Source organism: Microlunatus speluncae (genome assembly GCF_009299835.1).
GTDB lineage: Bacteria > Actinomycetota > Actinomycetes > Propionibacteriales > Propionibacteriaceae > Microlunatus > Microlunatus speluncae.
This window is the reverse complement of the sequence record NZ_VKCZ01000020.1, coordinates 552,819-571,118: the sequence shown is the minus strand read 5'-3', so window position 1 is coordinate 571,118 and position 18,300 is coordinate 552,819. Positions and strand designations below refer to the sequence as shown.

General features: G+C 69.5%; 22 protein-coding genes. 13 read left to right on the top strand and 9 right to left on the bottom strand.

The features are described from left to right. The first annotated feature begins 5 nt into the window (after positions 1–5). A complete protein-coding gene (locus FNH24_RS28150) occupies positions 6–467 on the top strand; it encodes a YdeI/OmpD-associated family protein (protein ID WP_170304535.1) in 462 nt (153 codons plus the stop codon). 196 nt (positions 468–663) lie between these two features. Here the strand turns inward: FNH24_RS28150 and uppS are convergent, their stop codons facing one another. The 3 genes from uppS to FNH24_RS28135 form a co-directional block, all read right to left on the bottom strand. After that, positions 664–1,443, bottom strand: a complete 780-nt coding sequence (gene uppS, locus FNH24_RS28145) for a polyprenyl diphosphate synthase (protein ID WP_152365536.1) — start codon at positions 1,441–1,443, stop codon at positions 664–666. Then, positions 1,440–1,946 carry a GNAT family N-acetyltransferase gene (locus FNH24_RS28140; RefSeq protein WP_246187105.1) on the bottom strand — a complete coding sequence of 169 codons (507 nt, stop codon included), beginning with the start codon at positions 1,944–1,946 and terminating at the stop codon, positions 1,440–1,442. Before FNH24_RS28140 ends, uppS begins: the two co-directional genes overlap by 4 nt. A gap of 85 nt (positions 1,947–2,031) precedes the next feature. Then, positions 2,032–3,039: a hypothetical protein gene (locus FNH24_RS28135; protein ID WP_152365535.1), complete on the bottom strand. Its 1,008-nt coding sequence runs from the start codon at positions 3,037–3,039 to the stop codon at positions 2,032–2,034. Between the two features lie 60 nt (positions 3,040–3,099). Here FNH24_RS28135 and FNH24_RS28130 point away from each other — a divergent pair, with 60 nt between their 5' ends. Beyond that, entirely contained in the window at positions 3,100–3,459 is a 360-nt protein-coding gene (locus tag FNH24_RS28130; protein ID WP_152365534.1) for an HIT family protein, read from the top strand. On the opposite strand, the gene FNH24_RS28125 is transcribed toward FNH24_RS28130, so the two are convergent. From FNH24_RS28125 to FNH24_RS28115, 3 genes are all read right to left on the bottom strand, one after another. Further along, entirely contained in the window at positions 3,460–4,668 is a 1,209-nt protein-coding gene (locus FNH24_RS28125) for an MFS transporter (protein WP_152365533.1), read from the bottom strand. It lies immediately after the preceding gene. 166 nt (positions 4,669–4,834) lie between these two features. Next, a complete protein-coding gene (locus FNH24_RS28120; protein WP_152365532.1) occupies positions 4,835–5,323 on the bottom strand; it encodes a GyrI-like domain-containing protein in 489 nt (162 codons plus the stop codon). Between the two features lie 7 nt (positions 5,324–5,330). Then, positions 5,331–6,290: a sigma-70 family RNA polymerase sigma factor gene (locus FNH24_RS28115; RefSeq protein WP_152365531.1), complete on the bottom strand. Its 960-nt coding sequence runs from the start codon at positions 6,288–6,290 to the stop codon at positions 5,331–5,333. Between the two features lie 100 nt (positions 6,291–6,390). On the opposite strand from FNH24_RS28115, the gene FNH24_RS28110 reads away from it, so the two are divergent. The 4 genes from FNH24_RS28110 to FNH24_RS28095 are packed head-to-tail and all read left to right on the top strand — an operon-like array spanning position 6,391 to position 8,207. Next, the gene (locus FNH24_RS28110) at positions 6,391–6,744 is read left to right on the top strand and encodes an ArsR/SmtB family transcription factor (protein ID WP_152365530.1); all 354 of its coding nucleotides are present in this window, start codon (positions 6,391–6,393) and stop codon (positions 6,742–6,744) included. Next, on the top strand, positions 6,741–7,247 hold the full coding sequence (locus FNH24_RS28105) for an SRPBCC family protein (protein WP_152365529.1): 507 nt from the start codon (positions 6,741–6,743) through the stop codon (positions 7,245–7,247). Before FNH24_RS28110 ends, FNH24_RS28105 begins: the two co-directional genes overlap by 4 nt. A 19-nt stretch (positions 7,248–7,266) precedes the next feature. Beyond that, on the top strand, positions 7,267–7,815 hold the full coding sequence (locus tag FNH24_RS28100) for a P-loop nucleotide/nucleoside kinase family protein (RefSeq protein ID WP_152365528.1): 549 nt from the start codon (positions 7,267–7,269) through the stop codon (positions 7,813–7,815). A gap of 41 nt (positions 7,816–7,856) precedes the next feature. Continuing rightward, the gene (locus FNH24_RS28095) at positions 7,857–8,207 is read left to right on the top strand and encodes a cupin domain-containing protein (RefSeq protein ID WP_152365527.1); all 351 of its coding nucleotides are present in this window, start codon (positions 7,857–7,859) and stop codon (positions 8,205–8,207) included. 36 nt (positions 8,208–8,243) lie between these two features. On the opposite strand, the gene FNH24_RS28090 is transcribed toward FNH24_RS28095, so the two are convergent. Next, positions 8,244–8,900, bottom strand: coding sequence for a Type 1 glutamine amidotransferase-like domain-containing protein (locus FNH24_RS28090; protein ID WP_161606356.1), 657 nt, complete (start codon positions 8,898–8,900; stop codon positions 8,244–8,246). Between the two features lie 27 nt (positions 8,901–8,927). Continuing rightward, positions 8,928–9,845, bottom strand: coding sequence for a phosphotransferase family protein (locus tag FNH24_RS28085; RefSeq protein ID WP_161606355.1), 918 nt, complete (start codon positions 9,843–9,845; stop codon positions 8,928–8,930). A gap of 200 nt (positions 9,846–10,045) precedes the next feature. On the opposite strand from FNH24_RS28085, the gene FNH24_RS28080 reads away from it, so the two are divergent. The 7 genes from FNH24_RS28080 to FNH24_RS28050 all read left to right on the top strand — a co-directional run bounded on the left by FNH24_RS28080 (position 10,046) and on the right by FNH24_RS28050 (position 17,137). Beyond that, complete coding sequence (locus tag FNH24_RS28080) at positions 10,046–10,828, top strand: sulfite exporter TauE/SafE family protein (protein WP_217428577.1); 783 nt, start codon at positions 10,046–10,048, stop codon at positions 10,826–10,828. Between the two features lie 147 nt (positions 10,829–10,975). After that, entirely contained in the window at positions 10,976–11,953 is a 978-nt protein-coding gene (locus FNH24_RS28075) for a carbohydrate ABC transporter permease (RefSeq protein WP_217428576.1), read from the top strand. A 3-nt stretch (positions 11,954–11,956) separates the two neighbouring features. Continuing rightward, positions 11,957–12,784, top strand: coding sequence for a carbohydrate ABC transporter permease (locus FNH24_RS28070; RefSeq protein ID WP_246187104.1), 828 nt, complete (start codon positions 11,957–11,959; stop codon positions 12,782–12,784). 164 nt (positions 12,785–12,948) lie between these two features. Continuing rightward, positions 12,949–14,328: an extracellular solute-binding protein gene (locus FNH24_RS28065; RefSeq protein WP_152365523.1), complete on the top strand. Its 1,380-nt coding sequence runs from the start codon at positions 12,949–12,951 to the stop codon at positions 14,326–14,328. 70 nt (positions 14,329–14,398) lie between these two features. Then, positions 14,399–15,847 carry a S10 family peptidase gene (locus FNH24_RS28060; RefSeq protein WP_246187103.1) on the top strand — a complete coding sequence of 483 codons (1,449 nt, stop codon included), beginning with the start codon at positions 14,399–14,401 and terminating at the stop codon, positions 15,845–15,847. Then, entirely contained in the window at positions 15,844–16,275 is a 432-nt protein-coding gene (locus tag FNH24_RS28055; protein WP_152365521.1) for a TIGR03668 family PPOX class F420-dependent oxidoreductase, read from the top strand. The genes FNH24_RS28060 and FNH24_RS28055 overlap by 4 nt, the downstream gene beginning before the upstream one ends. Positions 16,276–16,291: 16 nt before the next feature. Continuing rightward, positions 16,292–17,137, top strand: a complete 846-nt coding sequence (locus tag FNH24_RS28050) for a phosphoribosylaminoimidazolesuccinocarboxamide synthase (protein WP_152365520.1) — start codon at positions 16,292–16,294, stop codon at positions 17,135–17,137. Here the strand turns inward: FNH24_RS28050 and FNH24_RS28045 are convergent. Further along, complete coding sequence (locus FNH24_RS28045; RefSeq protein ID WP_152365519.1) at positions 17,134–18,294, bottom strand: ROK family transcriptional regulator; 1,161 nt, start codon at positions 18,292–18,294, stop codon at positions 17,134–17,136. The genes FNH24_RS28050 and FNH24_RS28045 overlap by 4 nt on opposite strands. Positions 18,295–18,300: the final 6 nt, after the last annotated feature.

Genomic DNA, 18,300 nt, shown 5'->3' with positions numbered 1-18,300 from the left:
GGACCATGCAGGAGCAGCGCTACACCGCGGCCAGCCGGTCGGGCGGGCAGGGGCGGATGTTCGTCCCGGTGCCGTTCGACCCGGATGCGGCCTGGTCGGCCAAGCCCGTGCATCACGTGGCCGGCACCGTGAACGGGATCCGGGTCCGGGCCGTGATCACCGAACAGGACGGCGAGCGCGGCTTTCTGCTCGGCCCCGCCTGGCTGCGCTGCGGCCCGGAACCGGGCACCGAGGTGACGGTGGCGCTGGCGCCGGAGGGACCGCAGCGGGCCGACCTCGCCGAGGACGTCGCCGCCGCCCTGGACGCCTCCCCGGCGGCCGGGGCGTTCTTCGATTCGCTGGCCCAGTTCTATCGACGCGGCTATCTGCGCTGGATCGACGCCACCAAACGGCGTCCCGAGCTGCGGCCCGAACGGATCGCCGAGGTCGTCCGGCTGCTCGAGGCGGGGATCAAGGAACGGCCCTAGCCCCGGCCCCGAACGTTTCTCGACCACGGTCGACTTCCGCACCACGAGCCGGCCCCGGCCCGAACGTTTCTCGACCAGGGTCGACTTCCGCACCCCCAACCGGCCCCGGCCCGAACATTTCTCCACCAGGGTCGACTTCCGCACCCCAACCGGCGCTCAGCCGCTGAACCGGGCCGGAGTCGAGGCCGGATCGCACTCACTGATCCGGATCGAGCGCGCGGCGACGGCCGAAGTCGCGGAGGGCGCGGGCGAAGTCGAGCTCGCGGAAGCCGGGCCAGAGCGTGTCGCAGAAGGAGAACTCGGCCTGCGCGCTCTGCCAGAGCAGGAAGTTGGACAGCCGGAGCTCGCCGCTGGTCCGGATGATCAGATCGACCCCGGCCATCGTCGGGGCATAGAGCCGGGCAGCGAGATCGCTCGCCTCGACCCGCTGGGCCAGCTCGGCCAGCGAGGTGCCGTCGGCCCGGGCGTCCCAGAGCAGTTCGCGGACGGCGTCGGCGATCTCCTGCCGGCCGCCGTAGCCGATCGCCAGCGCCAGCCGCTTGCCGGTCAGCTCGGCCGTCGCCTCGGCGGCTCGCTTCAGCGCGTTCCGGGTCGGGTCCGGCAGCACGTCCAGCCGGCCCATCAGCTCGATCGCCCAACCGTTGTCCGGCCGGGTGGCGCGGTCGGTGACCACCCGCTCCATCGCGTCGAGCAGGAAGTCAACCTCTTCGGCCGGGCGGCGCTGCAGGTTTTCGGTCGAGCAGACGAAGATCGTCACCTGGTCGATGCCGTAGCGATCGCACCAGCCGAGCAGTGTGTCCACGTGCTCGGCGCCGTGGGCGTGGCCGACGCTCGGGTTGTCGAAGCCCTGTTGCTTGGCCCAGCGCCGGTTGCCGTCCATCACCAGCGCGATGTGCCGCGGCCGGGGCAGCCTGCGCAACTCGCGCCGCAGCCCGGACAGATAGGCCCGCCGGAGCAGCGCGCCGGCCGCGCTCATGCGTACGGCTTGGCGATCTGGGCCAGGGCGTCTCCGTGCAGCCGGTGCACCGTCCACTCCTCCAGCGGTACAGCGCCGAGGCCGCGGTAGAAGTCGAGCGCCGGCTGGTTCCAGTCGAGCACGGCCCATTCGAAGCGGGCGTAGTCGCGGGCCACGGCGATCGCGGCCAGGGACTGCAGCAGCGCCTTGCCCAGGCCGGTGCCGCGGGTCTCCGGGCTGACGTAGAGATCCTCCAGATAGATGCCCAACTTCCCTTCCCAGGTGGAGAAGTTGAGGAAATAGATCGCCATCCCAGCCACCCGCTGCTCGTGCTCGGCGACCAGCGCGAAGACCCGCGGATCGGGGCCGAACAGCAGTCGCTCCAGCTGCTCGGCCGTGATCTTGACCGCGTCCGGCTCGCGTTCGTAGTCGGCGAGTTCCTTGATCAGCCGGATCAGGTCGGGCACGTCGGCCTCGGCCGCGGGTCGGATGGCGGGCGGAAGTTCGGGCATCGGGAGCGTCACCCGCCCATCCTGACCGAAATCGACCCGACTTCGCCCGCAGGGCCCCGGATTCGGCTTCGATCCGGGCACGTCGGGTCGATTTCGGTCAGATCGGGAACGTGCCGGTCAGCGGGGCACCGACCCGGACCTCGACCGGCACCGTGCCGCCGACCGGCGGGACCGGCGCGGCGTCGATGGCGAGCAGCGTGCCGGCGACGACCCCGAGGAAATCGGTCCGGGCCTTCCGGGACTGCTCGATCCGGGCCGCCACCTCCGGCCGCACGGCCGGCGTGAGGAAGGTCAGCCCGCGCGGAAAGGTGTCGGCCAGCGTCTCGTTGCCGAAGATCATGAAATCCGCGGTGATGATCCGGTCGCCGCGCAGCGACACCTGGAACGCGCTGTTCCCGCGTTGGCACGACGTCTGCCCCGGATAGTGGCAATCGAAGCCGGATTGCTGCAGGTCACCGACCGCGACGCTCATCCGGCTGCCGTAGTGCCCGGCGTCGGAGGGCCAACGCGACACCTCGGCGTCGCGCCCGGCGACGATCAGCCCGTCCCGGCCCGCCACGGAGTAGGCGGCATGACCATCGCGCCAGGTGTGCCGGAAGGACCCCTCGCCCGACTTCGGCCGGCCCAGTCGGGCCTCGTTCTCCCGGACGAACTGCACCACCTCGGTGGAGATCCGGTCGGCGGTGCCCGGCCAGAGCGCGCCGAACGCGGCCCCGGCCAGGTCGGACAACCGGTACGGATCGCTCCGGCGCGACCCCGGCATCGGGATCCAGCCCCAGGCGAGCCGATCCTCGGCGTCGAACAGGAACTGGGCCACCCACGGATCGTCGGCGTCGACGTTGCGACACCAGATCGCCCGGCCCTCGGCGTTGCTCCGGATCTGGGCACAGAAGGCGCCCAGCCCCACCAGCGGTGCGGTCAGCGTCGTCGCCGCACCGGGCGGCACCGGCCGGGCCTCGCTGTCCTCGCCGACCGGATCCGCCGGCTGGTAGCGGTCCGCCGACGGGCGCACGGCGGGCGACTCCTGGGGAGTGCAGGCCCCACTCATGATCAACACCAGCAGGATGATCATGGCCGAGACGAATCGCCTCGCCGGTCCGCGCATTCCCGCTCCACCCTGTCGACAACGCGGTTCAGGATAGCCGCGGAGTGGAAGACTGCCCCGATGGATGAGCTGACCGACTATGCCGGCGACGACTTCTACTGCGACGTCGCGCTGCGCCGGATCCCGGAGCTCCGGGTCGTCGCCGAGACCGAGCGGGTGCTCGCCTTCCAGCACACCCGGCCGTTCTGGCCGGAGCACGTCGTCGTCATCCCGAAGCGCCATCTGGCCTCGCTGATCACCGTGACCGCGGCCGACGAGGCGGACCTGCGGGAACTGCTGGCGGTGATCCGGTCGGTCGCGGCCGAGGTCACCGAGCGGCTCGGTGCGGCCCGGGTGCTGACCAATCTCGGCGACTACCAGGATTCCAAGCACCTACACGTGCATGTCTCGTCGGGTCCGGCCCTCCGGCCCGGGCCGTGATCAAACTTGCGGCCGGCCCCGCCGCTGCTGCCAGCGGCCGAGCATGATCATCCCGAGACAGCCGATCAAGGCGATCCCGGCGGGCAGGAAGAAGACCCGCGGCAGGCCGTACGTCGCGACGCCCAGTCCGCCGATCACCCCGCCGACGGCACCGGCGATCGGCATCGCGCTCATGAACAGTCCGGAGGCGGTCGCGACCCGTTCCGGATAGAGCTCCTGGGCGATCGTCACGCCGAGCACGCCGAGGCAGGCCCAGTGCACGGCCACCAGCAACTGCCCGACGAACAGACCCGGCGCCGCGTCACTGGTGGCGTACGCGAGGTTGCCGAGGACCCCGAACGCGACGCCGACCGGCAGCACCTTGAGCGGGCCGAACCGGTCGGCCAACCGGGCAGCAACCGGCATCAACAGGAACTCCAGCAGCGGCTGGATGCCGATCACCGCGCCGCGCAGGAACGGCGAGAAGTGCAGCTGCTGATCCATGTAGATCGGCAGGTAGCCGAACTTGATCGTGTCCCCGGCCATCGCACACACGGTCAGCGCCATGAAGATCAACAACGGCAGCAGCCGGGCCGGGCCGGCGGTCGCATCGCCGGCGCTGACCGGGCGGACGAACCGGGGCACCCGCTGCCGGCCGAGCGGGATCACCTGCAGCACCAGGCACGCGGCGGTGGCGAACACCATCGGCCGCAGCCCGACCGCACTGCCGAACCAGCTGCCGAGCACCGGCCCCAGCACCCAGCCGGCGGTGAACGCCATCCGGACCAGCGCGATCACCTGGTTGTCGACCGGCGTCGGTTTGCGGCTGAGCTCGTCTCGGCAGGCGGCGAACAGCTGACCCATCGCCGCGCCGCCGACGCTCAGCGCCAGCACGCTGACCACGAACGGCACCCAGATCGCCTGCGCCAGACCGATCACCAGCCAGCCCACCGCGCCGACCACCGCGCAGATCCGGAACATGATCAGCCGGTCCTGCTGCCGATCCGACGCCCGGCCGACCAGATAGCCGGCGAACGGCGCCGCCAGATTGGTCAGGTAATAGAGTCCGGCCACCGGCAGCGAAGCGCCCAGCTCGTCGACCAGAAAGAGCGTCAGCTGCGGGATCACCGCCGACACCCCGATGCCGGAGAAGAACAGGCCGATCACGGCGGATCGGAAGAACCGGGACCCGAGGACGACGGAGACCGCCGACCCGCGCCCTCGGCCCATCGATCACCCGTCCACTTCGGGCCCGGTGCCCGTCGAAGGGCAAGTCCCGTGCCTGTTCGTCACCTGAGCCTGTCGAAGGGCAAGCCCCTGCCCACGATCTCGGCCCGGTCAACGGTACGGCCCGCGACCACCCATGATCAGGCGAGGGTCGCGGCGTGAGATCCGATCAGGCCACCTGGTAGACCAACTCGGTGACCCACTGCCCCGGCTCAGGCACCTCCGCCGGATCGGTCACGTACGACTCGAACATCAGCCCCCAGCGCAGCCGATCCGGGCTTCCGGTCAGCGCGACGCCGTGGGCCTCGGCCCAGTCGACCAGCGCTGCGTGGGATCCGCCGATCGAGTCCGGATGGCCGCGGTGCTCGAGCACCAGATAGCGCCCGGCCGGCAAGGCGCCGGTGATCACCCGTTCGTCCCCGGCCACCGGCGCAGCGACCGGAAAGCCGACCTCGACGTCGAAGCGGTCGGTCAGATTGCCGATCAGGTGATAGCGGTAGAGCGGCGGCCCGGCCGGGGCCAGTTCGCGCGCGGCCAACCAGTCCTGGACCTCGCCGATCAGGGCGTTGACCCCACCCCATTCGGTGAAATTCGCGCGGGTCCGGATGCTGACGTACGGCTGCTCGGAGCGGTCTTCGACTCTCGGTTCGTTGATCATGACCGTTCTACGACGGGCGGACCGGAAACTCATCGGCGCGCAGTTCGGCCGGCAGACCGAACCGCGGGAAGTCGTCGACCGCGTCGAGGAAGGTGATCGTGTTGACGATCAGGCCACCGGACAGCTCCAGCACGACCAGCGCGAACGGCCGGAACACGTCGCCATTCGGACGATACTGACCGAAGGCCGGCGAGCCGTTCGCGCCGGTCGGCAGCAGCCGCGCACCGTGGCAGCCGCCGTCGGAGCGCTCCAGCACGAACCTGATCGCCGCCCGGCCCTGCAGCCACCACGCGAACGGCGGCATCGACATGGTGGCGTCCTGGTGCAACAACGCGGTCAGGGTGTCGACGTCGAAGCGCTCGAAGGCCGTGACGTAGCGGTCCAGCAGGGCGCGGTGCTCGTCGTCCAGCGGCGCGGCCGGCACCGGCCGGCGGATCGCGGCCCGGGCCCGTTGCAGGGCGCTGTTGACCGAGGCGACCGTGGTGTCGAGCAGGGTCGCGACCTCGGCCGCCGGCCAGGCCAGCACCTCGCGCAAGATCAACACGGCCCGCTGCCGGGGCGGCAACTGCTGCAGCGCGGCGACGAACGCCAGCCGGACCGACTCGCGCTGAGCGGCCAGCTCGGCGGGATCGTCGGGCAGGATCCGCGCGTCCGGCATCGGCTCGACCCACCGGCCGGGCAGCGCCGGCCCGATCTCCGGCCCCGTCGCCGCCGGACCGAAATCCATCGCGACCGCCCGCCGGCGTGCGCCCCGGGTCAGGTCGATGCAGACGTTGGTGGCGATCCGGTAGAGCCAGGTGGACAACGCCGCGCGGCCCGGATCGTAGTCCTCGGCCGCCTTCCACGCCTTGAGCATGGTCTCCTGCACCGCGTCCTCGGCCTCGCCCGCCCCGCCGAGCATCCGATAACAGAATCCGGTCAGCCCGACCCGGTGCTGCTCCAGCTCCCCCTCGGAAAACTCAGCCACCCCAAAATCCTCGCACGCCCCACCGACACTCACCCCGACCCGACCGGCTCGCCAATGCCGACGATTGCACAATGCGTAACCGATCGGTTACGCTTTCGGCATGGAGGGAGCGCGGGCGATTGCTGATCCGGTCCGGCGGGAGATCCTGGTGTTGTTGCAGGCATCGCCGCTGCCGGCCGGACGGATCGCCGAACACTTCGCGATCAGCCGGCCGGGGGTGAGCAAGCACCTGCGGATCCTGGCCGAGTGCGGCGTGATCGAGGCGAACGTGCACGGCCGGCAACGGATCTACACCCTGCGCCGGGAGCCGCTGGTCGAGGTCGCCGACTATCTGGCCCGGTTGCTCGGGCCCGGACTGCCGTCCCACCTGGACGCCCTGGCCACCGAGGTCGCCCGGACCCGCCGGGAACGCCGTACCTCCACCCGATCCGAGACGAAGGAGCAAACCGCATGAACGCACCGACCCCGACCGGCCGACTGATCCCGACCGGCGACGGCCACGACCTCGAGTTGACCCGGGTGCTGCCCGGCACGGTCGACGACGCCTGGGCCAGCATCACCGAACCGGAGCGCACCGCGCGCTGGATCGGCCACTGGGAGGGCACCGGCGCCATCGGCGAAACGATCAAGCTCCGGCTCGGCTTCGAGGACGAGACGCCCTGGACCGACGTCAAGATCACCGAGTGCGACGCACCGCGCCGGCTCCGCGTGCTGACCTTCGACCAGGCCGGCACGTGGGACCTCTCGCTGGAGCTGGCCGCGGCCGGCGACACCGCCGAGCTGCGGTTCGTGATGCACCGGATCGACCCCGCCATGGTCGGCGAGGTCGGGCCGGGCTGGGAGTACTACCTTGATCAACTCCTGGCCTCGATGACCGGCGGCGTGAACCCGGACTTCAACGACTACTTCCCGGCCCAGCGCGCCTACTTCGAAGGCCTCGTTCCCGTCTCCGGCTGACTGTGCTAGGAATCGGGGAATGGCCTCCCCCTCCTTGATCGTCGTCAGTGGACCGCCCGGCTCCGGCAAAACCACCCTCGCCCATCTGGTCGCACAGGGCGTCGGCTGCCCGGCGATCTGCCGGGACGAGCTCAAGGAGGGGATGGTGCACGCCCATCCCGGCTTCGTCCCGGGGCCGGTGGACGAGCTGAATCTGAAGACTCTGCCGGCCTTCTTCGGCACGGTCGAATACCTGCTCCGGGCCGGGATCACCGTCGTCGCCGAGGCGGCATTCCAGGACAAGCTGTGGCGGCCGGGCCTGACCCCGTTGCTCGACCTGGCCCGGATCAGCCTGGTCCGCTGCCTGGTCGACCCGGACACCGCCGCGGAGCGGATCCAGCGCCGGTTCGACGAGAACGGCCTCCGCGGCGCGGCTCATGGTGATCTTGCTCATCTCGAGGAGGTACGCACCCGGACCCTCGACTTCGACCCGATCACCCTGGACGTGCCGACGCTCGACGTCGACAGCTCCGACGGCTACCGCCCCGGACTGCCGGAGATCATCGCCTTCGCCGCCGCCCGCGACTGACTTTCGCCGGCGCGGCCGCCGGATCCGCCTTATCGTGACTTATGACGATGCGACGGCTGTACGCCGGACCGGGCGGCGCGGCCCGATTCGAGGACTGGAAACCGGACCTGTGGCCGGACGTGCCGGAGCCGGGCGAGTTGAGCGTCTCGACGCCCTTGCGGGCGACCGGCTCGCTGGTGGTCCGGGCGCCGGCCGGCGGCGGTCATCCGGAGCAGCCCGAGGCCGGCCGGCGCCTGATGGTGGTCCTCTCCGGCGAATGCGAGGTGACTGCCTCCGGTGAGACCGTGATCGGCCGGCCGGGCGATCTGCTGCTGGTCGAGGACACCATCGGATCCGGGCACTCCAGCCGCACCGACACCGGCTTCGAAGCCCTCATGATCATCTTGGACTGACGCCCGGATTCTCTTCGGCGCCGACGATCCAAGAGTTCAGCGCGAACGCGGCAGCAGGGTCGGGCCGGCACCGCGATCGAACAGCACATCGCCGTCGCGGAGCTCGATGATCTTCCGGCCGTCGGCGCGAAGCTTCGCCGCCACCGCCGTCAATACGGTCGATTCGGGGTGTTCGGGGGAGGCCAGGTGCGGCACCACGGTGCCGTCGAGGAGGCCGAGGCCGTCCATGATCACCGGCGCCCCGGGAGCGACCTGCGCCAGGTCAGTGATCGGATCGCACTCCTCCAGCCCGGCCAGCGAGCGGCCCAGGACGCAACTGCCGGCGCTGTAACCGCCGACCACGAAACGGTCCGTCGCCAGGCCGTCGAGCAGTTGCTGATCAAGACCGGAGTCGGCCAGCCGGTGCCGCAGCACGAAGGCGTTCCCACCGCGCAGCCAGACCAGCCCGACCCCGGCCAGCTCACCCCGCAACGCGTCCGGCGCCCCGGCGAACCGGCGCAGGTCGAGCTCGACCGGATCCAGCCCGAGCTCCCGCAGCGCCGTCAGCTCCGCCGCGACGCTCCGCTGCCGGTCAGCCGGCGCCAGGTGATCAACGGCGTTGGCGACCACAGCCGTCCGGCGATTGGCACCGGTCAGCTCGATCAGCCGGTCCGGGTGATCACCGATCCGGAACGACGACAGATAGAGGCGCACGGGCAGCAGCCTTCCAGGGCGATCGGGTCAGGACAACGAAGCGAGCCACTCGTCGAGCGTGGCCCGATAGACGTCGAACCAGTCCCCGCCCGCCATCAGTTCGTAGTGCAGGGCGTCGAGGCGCAGGATCGCCCGGTAGCACGCGAGGGTGCGGGCCAGGTCGGCGTCGAGCACCAGCCCGTACCCCTCGAGCACGGGAGCGAAGAGCGCGTCGCCGGAATGGGACAGCCGGGCCAGGTCCCAGCGCGGATCGCCGTAGGCGGTGTCGCCCCAGTCGATGATCGCGACCAGCCGCCCGTCGGCGACGAACAGGTGCGCGGGCTTCAGATCGCAGTGCAGCAGGACGCCCTCGCCCGGATACGCGATCGCGTCGCGGTGATCGGCAACCGCCGACCGAAGCCGCTCCGCGACGGACGCGGTGATCACGTCGTGCCGGACCAGATCGTCCGTGCCGGCCAGGATGGAATCGATCACTCCGGCCCAGGAATCGTGGCTCCCTCGAGTCGTCCCCGACACCACCTCGACCCGCCAATGGCCCGGCCCGGTGACCTGATGAAGTCGGCGCAGCGCCCGGCCCGCCTCGACCAGCGCCGCCCGGTCCGTCGCCGGGTCGGCCGGTCGGCCGACCAGCCACTCGGTGATCAAGAAGCCCCGGTCACCGGGCAGCGGCCCGGCGGCGGCCACCCGCGGCACCGGCACCGCGACCTCGGCCGCGCGTTCCAGGCCCCAGCGCTCCGCGGCCAGCTCGCTGTCCGCGGCCAGTTTCAGCGCGAACCGGCCCCGCCCGGTGTCGAGCCGGAAGTTCTGGTTGCCGACCGAGCCCGCCTGCGGCGTCAACGCGTCGACCGTCGTGCCGAGGGCACGCTCAGCCAGCTTCCCGATCTCGGCCGCAGTCAGTTGCGGCGTCGGCTCAGGCTCGCGTACGGACTGCGCTGGATCTCCCACGAGGATGAACCCTAGATCTCCCGCTGGCCGGACGCGATCAGATTTCTCCCGCACCCCGCCCGGTCTCATCGAGACGTCACTTGTGCACCGACACGCCGCCAAAACCGGTGCATTGGTGACGGGTCGGCGGGATTTGGATGGCGTCCCGATGGGTGGGGGGTGATTCTGGGGCTGGGCCGAGGTCTCGTAGGGTCGGGCGGGTGAGCCCCGTGGAGATCCTGCTGATCCTGTTGGCCGGGGTTGGCGCCGGCACGATCAACGCGGTCGTCGGATCCGGCACCATGATCACCTTCCCCACCTTGATCACCTTCGGCTACGAGCCGGTGGTGGCGACCATGTCCAACGCGATCGGGCAGGTCCCCGGCAGCGCGTCGGGCTCCTGGGGCTATCGTCGCGAGCTGCGCGGCCAGCGGAAGCGCGTCCTGCAACTGCTCCCGGCGTCCCTGCTCGGTGCGGTCTGTGGCGCCTGGCTGCTGCTGCACCTGCCGCCGACCGTGTTCAAGATCATCGTCCCGGTCCTGTTGGCGATGGCGGTGATCCTGGTCGTGTTGCAGCCGCGGATCCAGGGTTGGGCCCGGCGCCGGGCCGAAGCGGCCGGCGACGACGGGAGCAGCCTGTCCCGGCCCAAGACCGTGCTGCTGATCTTCCTCGTCTTCCTGATCGGCATCTACGGCGGCTACTTCACCGCGGCCCAGGGGATCCTGCTGGTCGGGGTGATGGGCGCCCTGATGCCGGAGAGCATGCAGCGGCTGAACGCGCTCAAGAACGTGCTGGCCCTCGGCGTCAACATCGTCGCCGCGCTGGCGTACACGATCGTGGCGTTCGACCGGATCAGCTGGCCCGCCGCCGGGCTGATCGCCGCCGGCACGCTGGTCGGCGGCTTCATCGGCGCCTCGGTCGGCCGCAAGCTGCCGCCGATCGCCCTGCGCACCATCATCGTCATCCTCGGAGTGGTGGCGATCGCCCGGCTGCTGCTCAGCTGAGCCGTCGCCCTGAGGCGGTCCTGAGCCGCTCTTAGGGTGGCCGAATCGTGACCGGACCGGTTGCCCCGGCAACGGCCGAACCCAGTTGTGAAATCGATTACAATCACCTATCGTCGGGCCGTTCCGACCATTGCCGAGGAGTGTCAGTTGGCAACCGCAATCCCCAGCCGCCCGTCCGGCACCGCCGAGCTCGAACCGGCCCCGGACGCCGTTCCCGCACCCCGGCGCCGCGGCCGGCTGCATCGCTCCAACCGCATCGCCTACCTGATGCTGGCGCCGCTGATCATCCTGTTGGCGATCTTCGTCATCGTCCCGTTCTTCCAGGCCGCCTACCTGTCGTTCTTCGACTTCTCCTTCTACCTGCCGTCGACCTTCATCGGCCTCGACAACTACGCCAACGTGCTGAGCGACGAGATCTTCGTGCAGTCGATCGTCCGCGGCATCCTGTTCATGGTGCTGGTGGTGCCGGTCGGGCTGGTGCTGGCCTACATCTTCGCCGCGGTGGTGAAGGGGATGGGCCGCAAGCTCGCCTCGTTCGTGAAGACATCGATCTATCTGCCGACGATCATCTCCGGGGTGATCGCCTCGATCGTCTTCGTGTTGATCTTCGACTACTACGGCGGCATCCTGAACTGGTTCCTGGATCTGCTGATCAGCCCGTTCCGGCAGTTCGAGCCGATCCCCTGGCTCGGCGACCCGGCCACCGCACTGCCGTCGCTGGCCGTGCCGGCCGTCTGGATCGGCTTCGGCGTAACGGCGTTGATCATGCTCGCCGGGATGCTGGACATCCCCGACTCCTACTACGAGTCGGCGTCGCTGGACGGCGCCACCTGGTGGCAGCAGACCTTCTTCATCACCATCCCGATGTTGAAGAACGTGCTGATCTACCTGCTGATCGCGGGCAGCGTCGGCGCGATCCAGCAGTTCGAGCTGCCGTTGATCATGACCGGTGGCGGCCCGCTCAACTCGACCATGATGCCGAACCTCTACATCTTCCAGCACTTCACCCAGGACCAGCGGCAGGGCCAGCCGCTGGCCGCGGCGCTGATGTTGTTCGTCGTGCTCGGCCTGGTGTCGGTGTTGATCTTCCGCTTCATCAATTCCGAGAAGACGCAGGAGGGCTGATCGGTGGCCGTCAAGAGTCCCACCCCGGTCCGCGTCGCCCGCGTCGCTGTCGGCCTGCTGTTCGCCGCATTCGCCCTGTTTCCACTGCTCTGGATGGTGCTGTCCGGCTTCAAGCCGAGCAGTGAGGTGACCGCGACCCCGTTCCGGTTGCTGCCGACGGAGTGGCTGTGGTCGAACTACACCACGATCGCCACCGACCCCGACTTCCAGCGGGCGATGCTGGTCACCTTCGTCGGCGCCGTGATCTTCACCGTCGGCACGCTGGCGGTGAACTCGATGGCGGCGTACGTCTTCGCCCGGCTCGAGTTCTCCTTCAAGCCGCTGCTCTGGGTGTTGTCGATCGGCACCATGTTCGTGCCGTCGATGGCGATCCTGCTCACCTCGTTCGTGATGGTGACCCGGCTGCAGATGCTGGACACGCTGACCGTGCTGATCCTGCCCGGCATCGCCTCGGCCGGTCAGATGTTCTTCATCCGCCAGTTCTACCTGTCGATCCCGACCGCGCTGGAGGAGGCGGCCATGATCGACGGGGCCGGCCGCTGGCGGATCTACACCCGGATCTTCCTGCCGCTGTCCCAGCCCGCCTTCGTCGTGGTCGGCGTGATCTCGTTCCTGGCGTACTGGAACGCCTACGTCTGGCCGATCATGACCATCACCAGCCCGGAGCTGTTTCAGATCCAGCAGTATCTGGCCAACTTCCGCTCCGAACGGGCGCCGGAGCGCGGCCTGCTGATGGCCGGCTCGTTCCTGGCCGCCCTGCCGGTGATCTTGCTGGTGATGATCTTCCAGCGCCGGATCATCAGCAACATCAAGATCGCCGGCCTCAAATAACCCTTCGACAAGCTCAGGGCGCGTTGGGGGAAATCAGCTCAGGGCGCGTTGTGGATTTGTAACTTGACGCGACCCGAGGAAGGACAGATAGTGAGACTCGAAAACGATTTCATAGCAGCCCGACGGACCGGTCCGATCCGTCCCGCCATCACGAAGGAGTGCCTGTGACCACGCCTGCTCAGCACCTGCTGACCCGCCGGAACCTGCTCGCCGCCGGCGCGGCCGTCGGCGGTGGAGCGTTGCTCGCCGGCTGCGGTTCCGGCACCCCCGGACAGTCCGCGTCCGAGGCCCAGAACCCGCCCTCGGCGGGATCGACCACGACCGTCCAGTTCTGGCAGGCCAAGCTCACCAACGGTGAGGACGCCTGGTACAAGAAGATGGTCCAACAGTTCAACGCCGCGCAGACCGAGGTCAAGGTCGTGTTGACCCAGGTGCCGGGCGATGCGTGGGAGCAGAAGCTGAAGGCCGCGCAGGCCGCCGGCAAGGCCCCGGACATGTACATCGGCGTCGGCAACAACGTCTGGGTCCAGGTGGAGAACGGCGAGCTGGCCGATCTGACCGACCTGCTGCCGCAGGAGTCCTGGGACGACCTGACCGAGACCGCGCGCAACCTGGTCACGGTGAACGGCAAGCGGTATGCGTACCCGATGCTGTTCGAGCCGCAGACCGTCCTCTACTACCGCAAGGATTTCTTCTCCGCCGCCGGCCTCGATCCCGAGGTGGCGCCGAAGAGCTTCGCCGAGCTGGTCGACTTCGGCGCCAAGACCAAGGCGGACGGCCGGTTCGGCCTGGTGATGGGCGTCACCGGCGGCGACTTCGGCTGGCAGTCCTGGCCCTGGCAGCGCAACGTCGCGGGGCATCTGCCGATCAGCGACGACTGGTCGACCGCGCAGGCCAACGATCCGGCGTACCAGAAGCTCGCCCAGCTCTACAAGGATCTCTTCGATCAACAGGTGATCCCGCGGCAGTCGCTCGGCGCGGCCAACGACTCCACCCCGTTCGGCCAGAACAAGGCCGCGATGATGATCAACGGGTCCTGGGCGATCAGCCAGATCCTGGACGAGTTCAAGGGCCTGGGCGACAACGTCGGCGTGGCCCCGATCCCCACCCACGACGGCACCGGCACGGCTCCGGCGACCAACGGCAATATGAAGTGGATGATCGACGCCAAGTCCAAGAACATCGAGGCGACGGCGAAGTTCTTCCTCTGGGCGCTGGCGGGTCCGGATCCGGCGACCATGCTGGACTACTTCAAGGCGACCGGCTACTCGAAGTTCCCGACCCGGACGTCCTTGATCGACGCGGTGTCCAAGGCTCCGGACGCCGACACGGTCAACCCGTGGCGCAAGATCATCCAGGATCAGGTGCTGCCGGCCTCGGCGCTGGAACCCCAGTACGACTGGACTGTCGCCGAGGCGTTCGGTCAGGCGATGGAGAAGTCGATGCGTGGCGCCGACATCCCCAAGACCATGGAGGCGGCCAACACCCAGATCCAGGGCATCATCGGAAAGCTGAAGCTGGCGGGCAAAGCGCCCAAGATCTGAGGCTGCACTGATCAGTTCCTCAGCACGCGCTGCGTGCTGAGGAACTGGCGTCTCTGGGATGATGACCACCATGAGCGACGCACCCGCAGCCGATCAGGGCAAGAAGCCGGAGCCGACCGACGATCTGGTGGCGACCCAGCACCAGATCGGCAGCGGCCGGTCGAAGCTGAACTACACGGCCACCACCGGTCGGGTGGTGCTGCGCGAGGAAGTGATCACCGAGGGCAAGTTCGCCGGGCACCAGCCGCGGGCGCAGATCTTCCACACCAGTTACGTCGTGGAGGGCGCCGATCCGGCGACCCGGCCGGTCACCTTCGCGTTCAACGGCGGCCCGGGATCGTCGTCGGTCTGGCTGCATCTCGGCCTGTTCGGCCCGCGCCGGGTGATCATGGGCGACGCCGGCGAGCTGGCCCCGCCGCCGTACGGATTGGCCGACAACCTCGAGACGCTGCTCACCGTGTCGGACCTGGTCTTCATCGACCCGGTGACGACCGGCTATTCGCGCACCAGTGAGGGACACCAGGCCGACGACTTCCACGGCTACGGCCGCGACATCGAGTCGGTCGCCGAATTCATCCGGCTCTGGGCGTCGCGGAACGGGCGCTGGCTGTCGCCGAAGTTCCTGGCCGGCGAGTCCTACGGCACCACCCGGGCGGCGGCGCTGGCGGCGCGGTTGGCCGAGAACGAGGGCATGTACGTCAACGGCCTGATGTTGATCTCCTCGGTGCTCGACCTCGGATCGGTGCATTACAGCGCCGGGAATGATCTTCCGTACGCGCTCTATCTGCCGACGTTCACGGCGACCGCGCACTACCACGGCAAGGTCTCCGGCTCGCTGCGCGAACGGGTGGCCGAGGCGGAGGAGTTCGCCGCCGGTCCGCTCTGGTACGGCCTGGGCCGGGGCAACCGGCTGCCCGTCGGCGAACGCAGCGACCTGATCCAGCGGTTCGCCGCGCTGACCGGCCTCGATCCCGACTATGTCGACCGGTCCGATCTCCGGGTCAGCCTGCACGCGTTCTGCGCCGAACTGCTCCGCGACCGCGGCCAGGTGGTCGGCCGGCTGGACATGCGGTTCGCCGGCTGGCCGATCGATCACAACGGTGATCACATGGACTACGACCCGTCGCTGGCCGCGATCACCGGGCCGTATTCGGCGGCGCTCAACGGCTATGTCCGGACCGAGCTCGGCTACTCCACGGATGTCGCCTACAACCTGCTGACGCCCAAGGTGCAGCCGTGGTCCTACAAGGAGTTCGAGGGCGAGTCGGTCGAGGTCGGCACCGCCCTGGCCCGGGCGATGCGGGCCAATCCGCACCTGCGGGTGCACGTGTCCTGTGGCTACTACGACGGCGCGACGCCACACTTCGCCGCCGAGCACGTCTTCGCCCATCTCAAGCTGCCGGCCGAGGCCCGGGAGCGGATCGAATGGGCCTACTACGAGGCCGGCCACATGATGTATGTGAACGAGCCGATCCGGCTGCAGCAGTCGGCCGACCTGGCCGCCTTCGTCAGCGGATGAGGCTCGACGTCGGCACCTGTCGGGCGCTGCTGACCGGGGCCGAAGTGGCCCGGTTGGCGACGACGGGAGCCGATGGGCAGCCCCATCTGGTGCCGATCACGTATGCCGTGCGGGGCGAGATCGTGATCATCGGCATCGACCAGAAACCCAAGTCCGGTTACGATCTGCGCCGGTTGCGCAACATCGCCGACAACCCGCGGGTGGCCGTCCTCGCTGATCATTACGAGGCGGACTGGACCCGGCTCTGGTGGGTCCGGGTCGACGGCACCGCCACGGTGCTGACCGACGGCGCGGAGCGGGAGGCGGCCGTCGCCGACCTGGTCCGGAAGTATCCGCACTACCGGACCGATCCGCCCGGCGGCCCGGTGATCTTGATCGCCGTGGACCGCTGGTCCGGGTGGACCGCCTCGGACCCGGCCGGGCGCTGATGCCAGAATCTCTGCCGTGGAACTGATTCGACGGGGCAAGGTGCGCGAGGTCTACGCCGACGGCGAGGACGTGATCCTGGTCGCCTCCGACCGGGTGTCGATCTATGACGTCGTGCTGCCGACGCCGATCCCGGACAAGGGCGCGATCCTGACCCAGCTGTCGCTGTGGTGGTTCCGCCAGTTCGCCGACCTGGTGCCGAATCACGTGATCAGCGAGGACGTACCGGAGGAGTGGCGCGGCCGCGCGATCCGCTGCCGCCGGCTCGAGATCATCCCGATCGAGTGCATCGCCCGCGGCTACCTGAGTGGCAGCGGCCTGGTCTCCTACCGGGAGAGCGGGACGGTGTCCGGCATCGCCCTGCCGCCGGGGCTGGACGAGGCCGACCGGCTGCCCGAGCCGATCTTCACCCCGACCACCAAGGAGGAGGAGGGTCATGATCAGCCGATGACCCGCGCCGACGCGGTGGCCCTGATCGGCGAGCAGGCCGCCGCCGACCTGGAGCGGCTCACCGTCGAGCTCTACACCCGCGGCGCGGAGCTGGCCCGGGAGCGCGGCGTGATCATCGCCGACACCAAGTTCGAGTTCGGCCTCGACCCGGCCGGCGTGCTCACCCTCGGCGACGAGGTGCTGACCCCGGACTCCTCGCGGTTCTGGCAGGCAAGCACGTACGAGCGCGGCCGGGTGCAGGACTCCTACGACAAGCAGGTCGTCCGCAACTGGTCCGCCTCGCTCGACTGGGACCGCACCTACCCCGGCCCCGAGATCCCCGACGAGATCGCGGCCTTGACCCGCTCCCGCTACCTCGCCATCTACGAGCAACTCACCGGCCAGACCTGGCCCGGCGCACTCACGTCGGCTTAGACCTGGAAGAGGTGGTGGGCGGTCCAGTTGGCGGCGACCTGGAGGGCACCGGCGCGGAGGCAGTCGGCGCCGAGGTCGGAGTAGATGATCTTGGTGTCGCTGTACAGGACCGGGGCCAGGGCGGCGCGGAAGGCGTCCATGAACACCTCGCCCGCCTCGACGATCTCGCCGCCGACGACGATCACCGGCGGGTCCAGCACCAGCAGTCCCTCGACCCGTTCGGCGATGTCGGTCGCGTACCGGGTGACCAGGGTCCGGGCCCGGCCGCGTTTTTGCCGCGCCGCGACGAAGACCTCGGTGAAGGTCAGGTCGTGATCCTTCGCGTGGTGCCGGATCGCCTGATTGGTCGCGGACCAGGCCCGGGACCGGTCGTCGCCGAAGAACTCGCCGGCGGCGCCGTGCGCACCGCGATAGAGCTCGCCGTTCAGCACCAGGCCGCAGCCCATCCCCTCGCCGATCAGCAGGCCGACCACGTTGCTCGGCCCGTTCAGGGCGCTGAACTCCGCCAGGGTGGCCAGGTTGGCGTCGTTCTCCACCAGCAACGGGCAGGGAAAGCTGTCTCGGAGTCGGCGGTGCACGTCCTCGCCGACCAGGGATGGCAGCTCTCCGGAGGTCAGGATCACGCCACCGTCGGAGACGATGCCGCGGACGCCGATCACCGCCACCCGGAGCCGCTCCGGCGGCAGGGCGCAGCCGGCCAGGGCGTCATCGACCGCGGCCCGCAGGCCGGCGGGCGGATCGGGCTCCGCGTTGAGGTCGGCGAACCGGATGCGCCGCTCGTCCAGCACCTGATCACGCAGGTCGGCGATCACCACCAGCACCTCGTGGTTGGTCACGGTGACCGCCGCGACACAACCCGACCGCGCGTCGAACCGATACTCCCGCGCCGGTCGGCCACCCCGCGGCGAGCTGGGGTGCTGCACCGACTCGATCACCAGCCCGCGCTCGGTCAGGTCGCGCAGGGCGAGATCGACGGTGGGCCGGGACAGCTCCGTACCCTTGGCCACCGCCGAGATCCCGTGCGCCTCGCCGGACGTGCGCAGGAAGCGCAGCACCTCGTTCCGGTTCAGGTGCCGCAGCAGCGACGTCTCCGCGCCGTAGACGTCGATCGCCTGCTTGAGCGTCAACGTCGGTGGGGACGTCTCCTCAGCCCGCATTGCACG

Excerpts from the sequence above, each read along its gene's own strand:
- FNH24_RS28100 (WP_152365528.1), top strand. The coding sequence starts at position 7,267 with ATGGCCTCCCCCTCCTTGATCGTCGTCAGTGGACCGCCCGGCTCCGGC.
- FNH24_RS28045 (WP_152365519.1), bottom strand. The coding sequence starts at position 18,294 with ATGCGGGCTGAGGAGACGTCCCCACCGACGTTGACGCTCAAGCAGGCG.
- FNH24_RS28150 (WP_170304535.1), top strand. The coding sequence starts at position 6 with ATGCAGGAGCAGCGCTACACCGCGGCCAGCCGGTCGGGCGGGCAGGGG.
- FNH24_RS28110 (WP_152365530.1), top strand. The coding sequence starts at position 6,391 with ATGGAGGGAGCGCGGGCGATTGCTGATCCGGTCCGGCGGGAGATCCTG.
- FNH24_RS28060 (WP_246187103.1), top strand. The coding sequence starts at position 14,399 with ATGAGCGACGCACCCGCAGCCGATCAGGGCAAGAAGCCGGAGCCGACC.
- FNH24_RS28095 (WP_152365527.1), top strand. The coding sequence starts at position 7,857 with ATGACGATGCGACGGCTGTACGCCGGACCGGGCGGCGCGGCCCGATTC.
- FNH24_RS28130 (WP_152365534.1), top strand. The coding sequence starts at position 3,100 with ATGGATGAGCTGACCGACTATGCCGGCGACGACTTCTACTGCGACGTC.
- FNH24_RS28125 (WP_152365533.1), bottom strand. The coding sequence starts at position 4,668 with ATGGGCCGAGGGCGCGGGTCGGCGGTCTCCGTCGTCCTCGGGTCCCGG.
- FNH24_RS28120 (WP_152365532.1), bottom strand. The coding sequence starts at position 5,323 with ATGATCAACGAACCGAGAGTCGAAGACCGCTCCGAGCAGCCGTACGTC.
- FNH24_RS28135 (WP_152365535.1), bottom strand. The coding sequence starts at position 3,039 with ATGCGCGGACCGGCGAGGCGATTCGTCTCGGCCATGATCATCCTGCTG.
- uppS (WP_152365536.1), bottom strand. The coding sequence starts at position 1,443 with ATGAGCGCGGCCGGCGCGCTGCTCCGGCGGGCCTATCTGTCCGGGCTG.
- FNH24_RS28105 (WP_152365529.1), top strand. The coding sequence starts at position 6,741 with ATGAACGCACCGACCCCGACCGGCCGACTGATCCCGACCGGCGACGGC.
- FNH24_RS28055 (WP_152365521.1), top strand. The coding sequence starts at position 15,844 with ATGAGGCTCGACGTCGGCACCTGTCGGGCGCTGCTGACCGGGGCCGAA.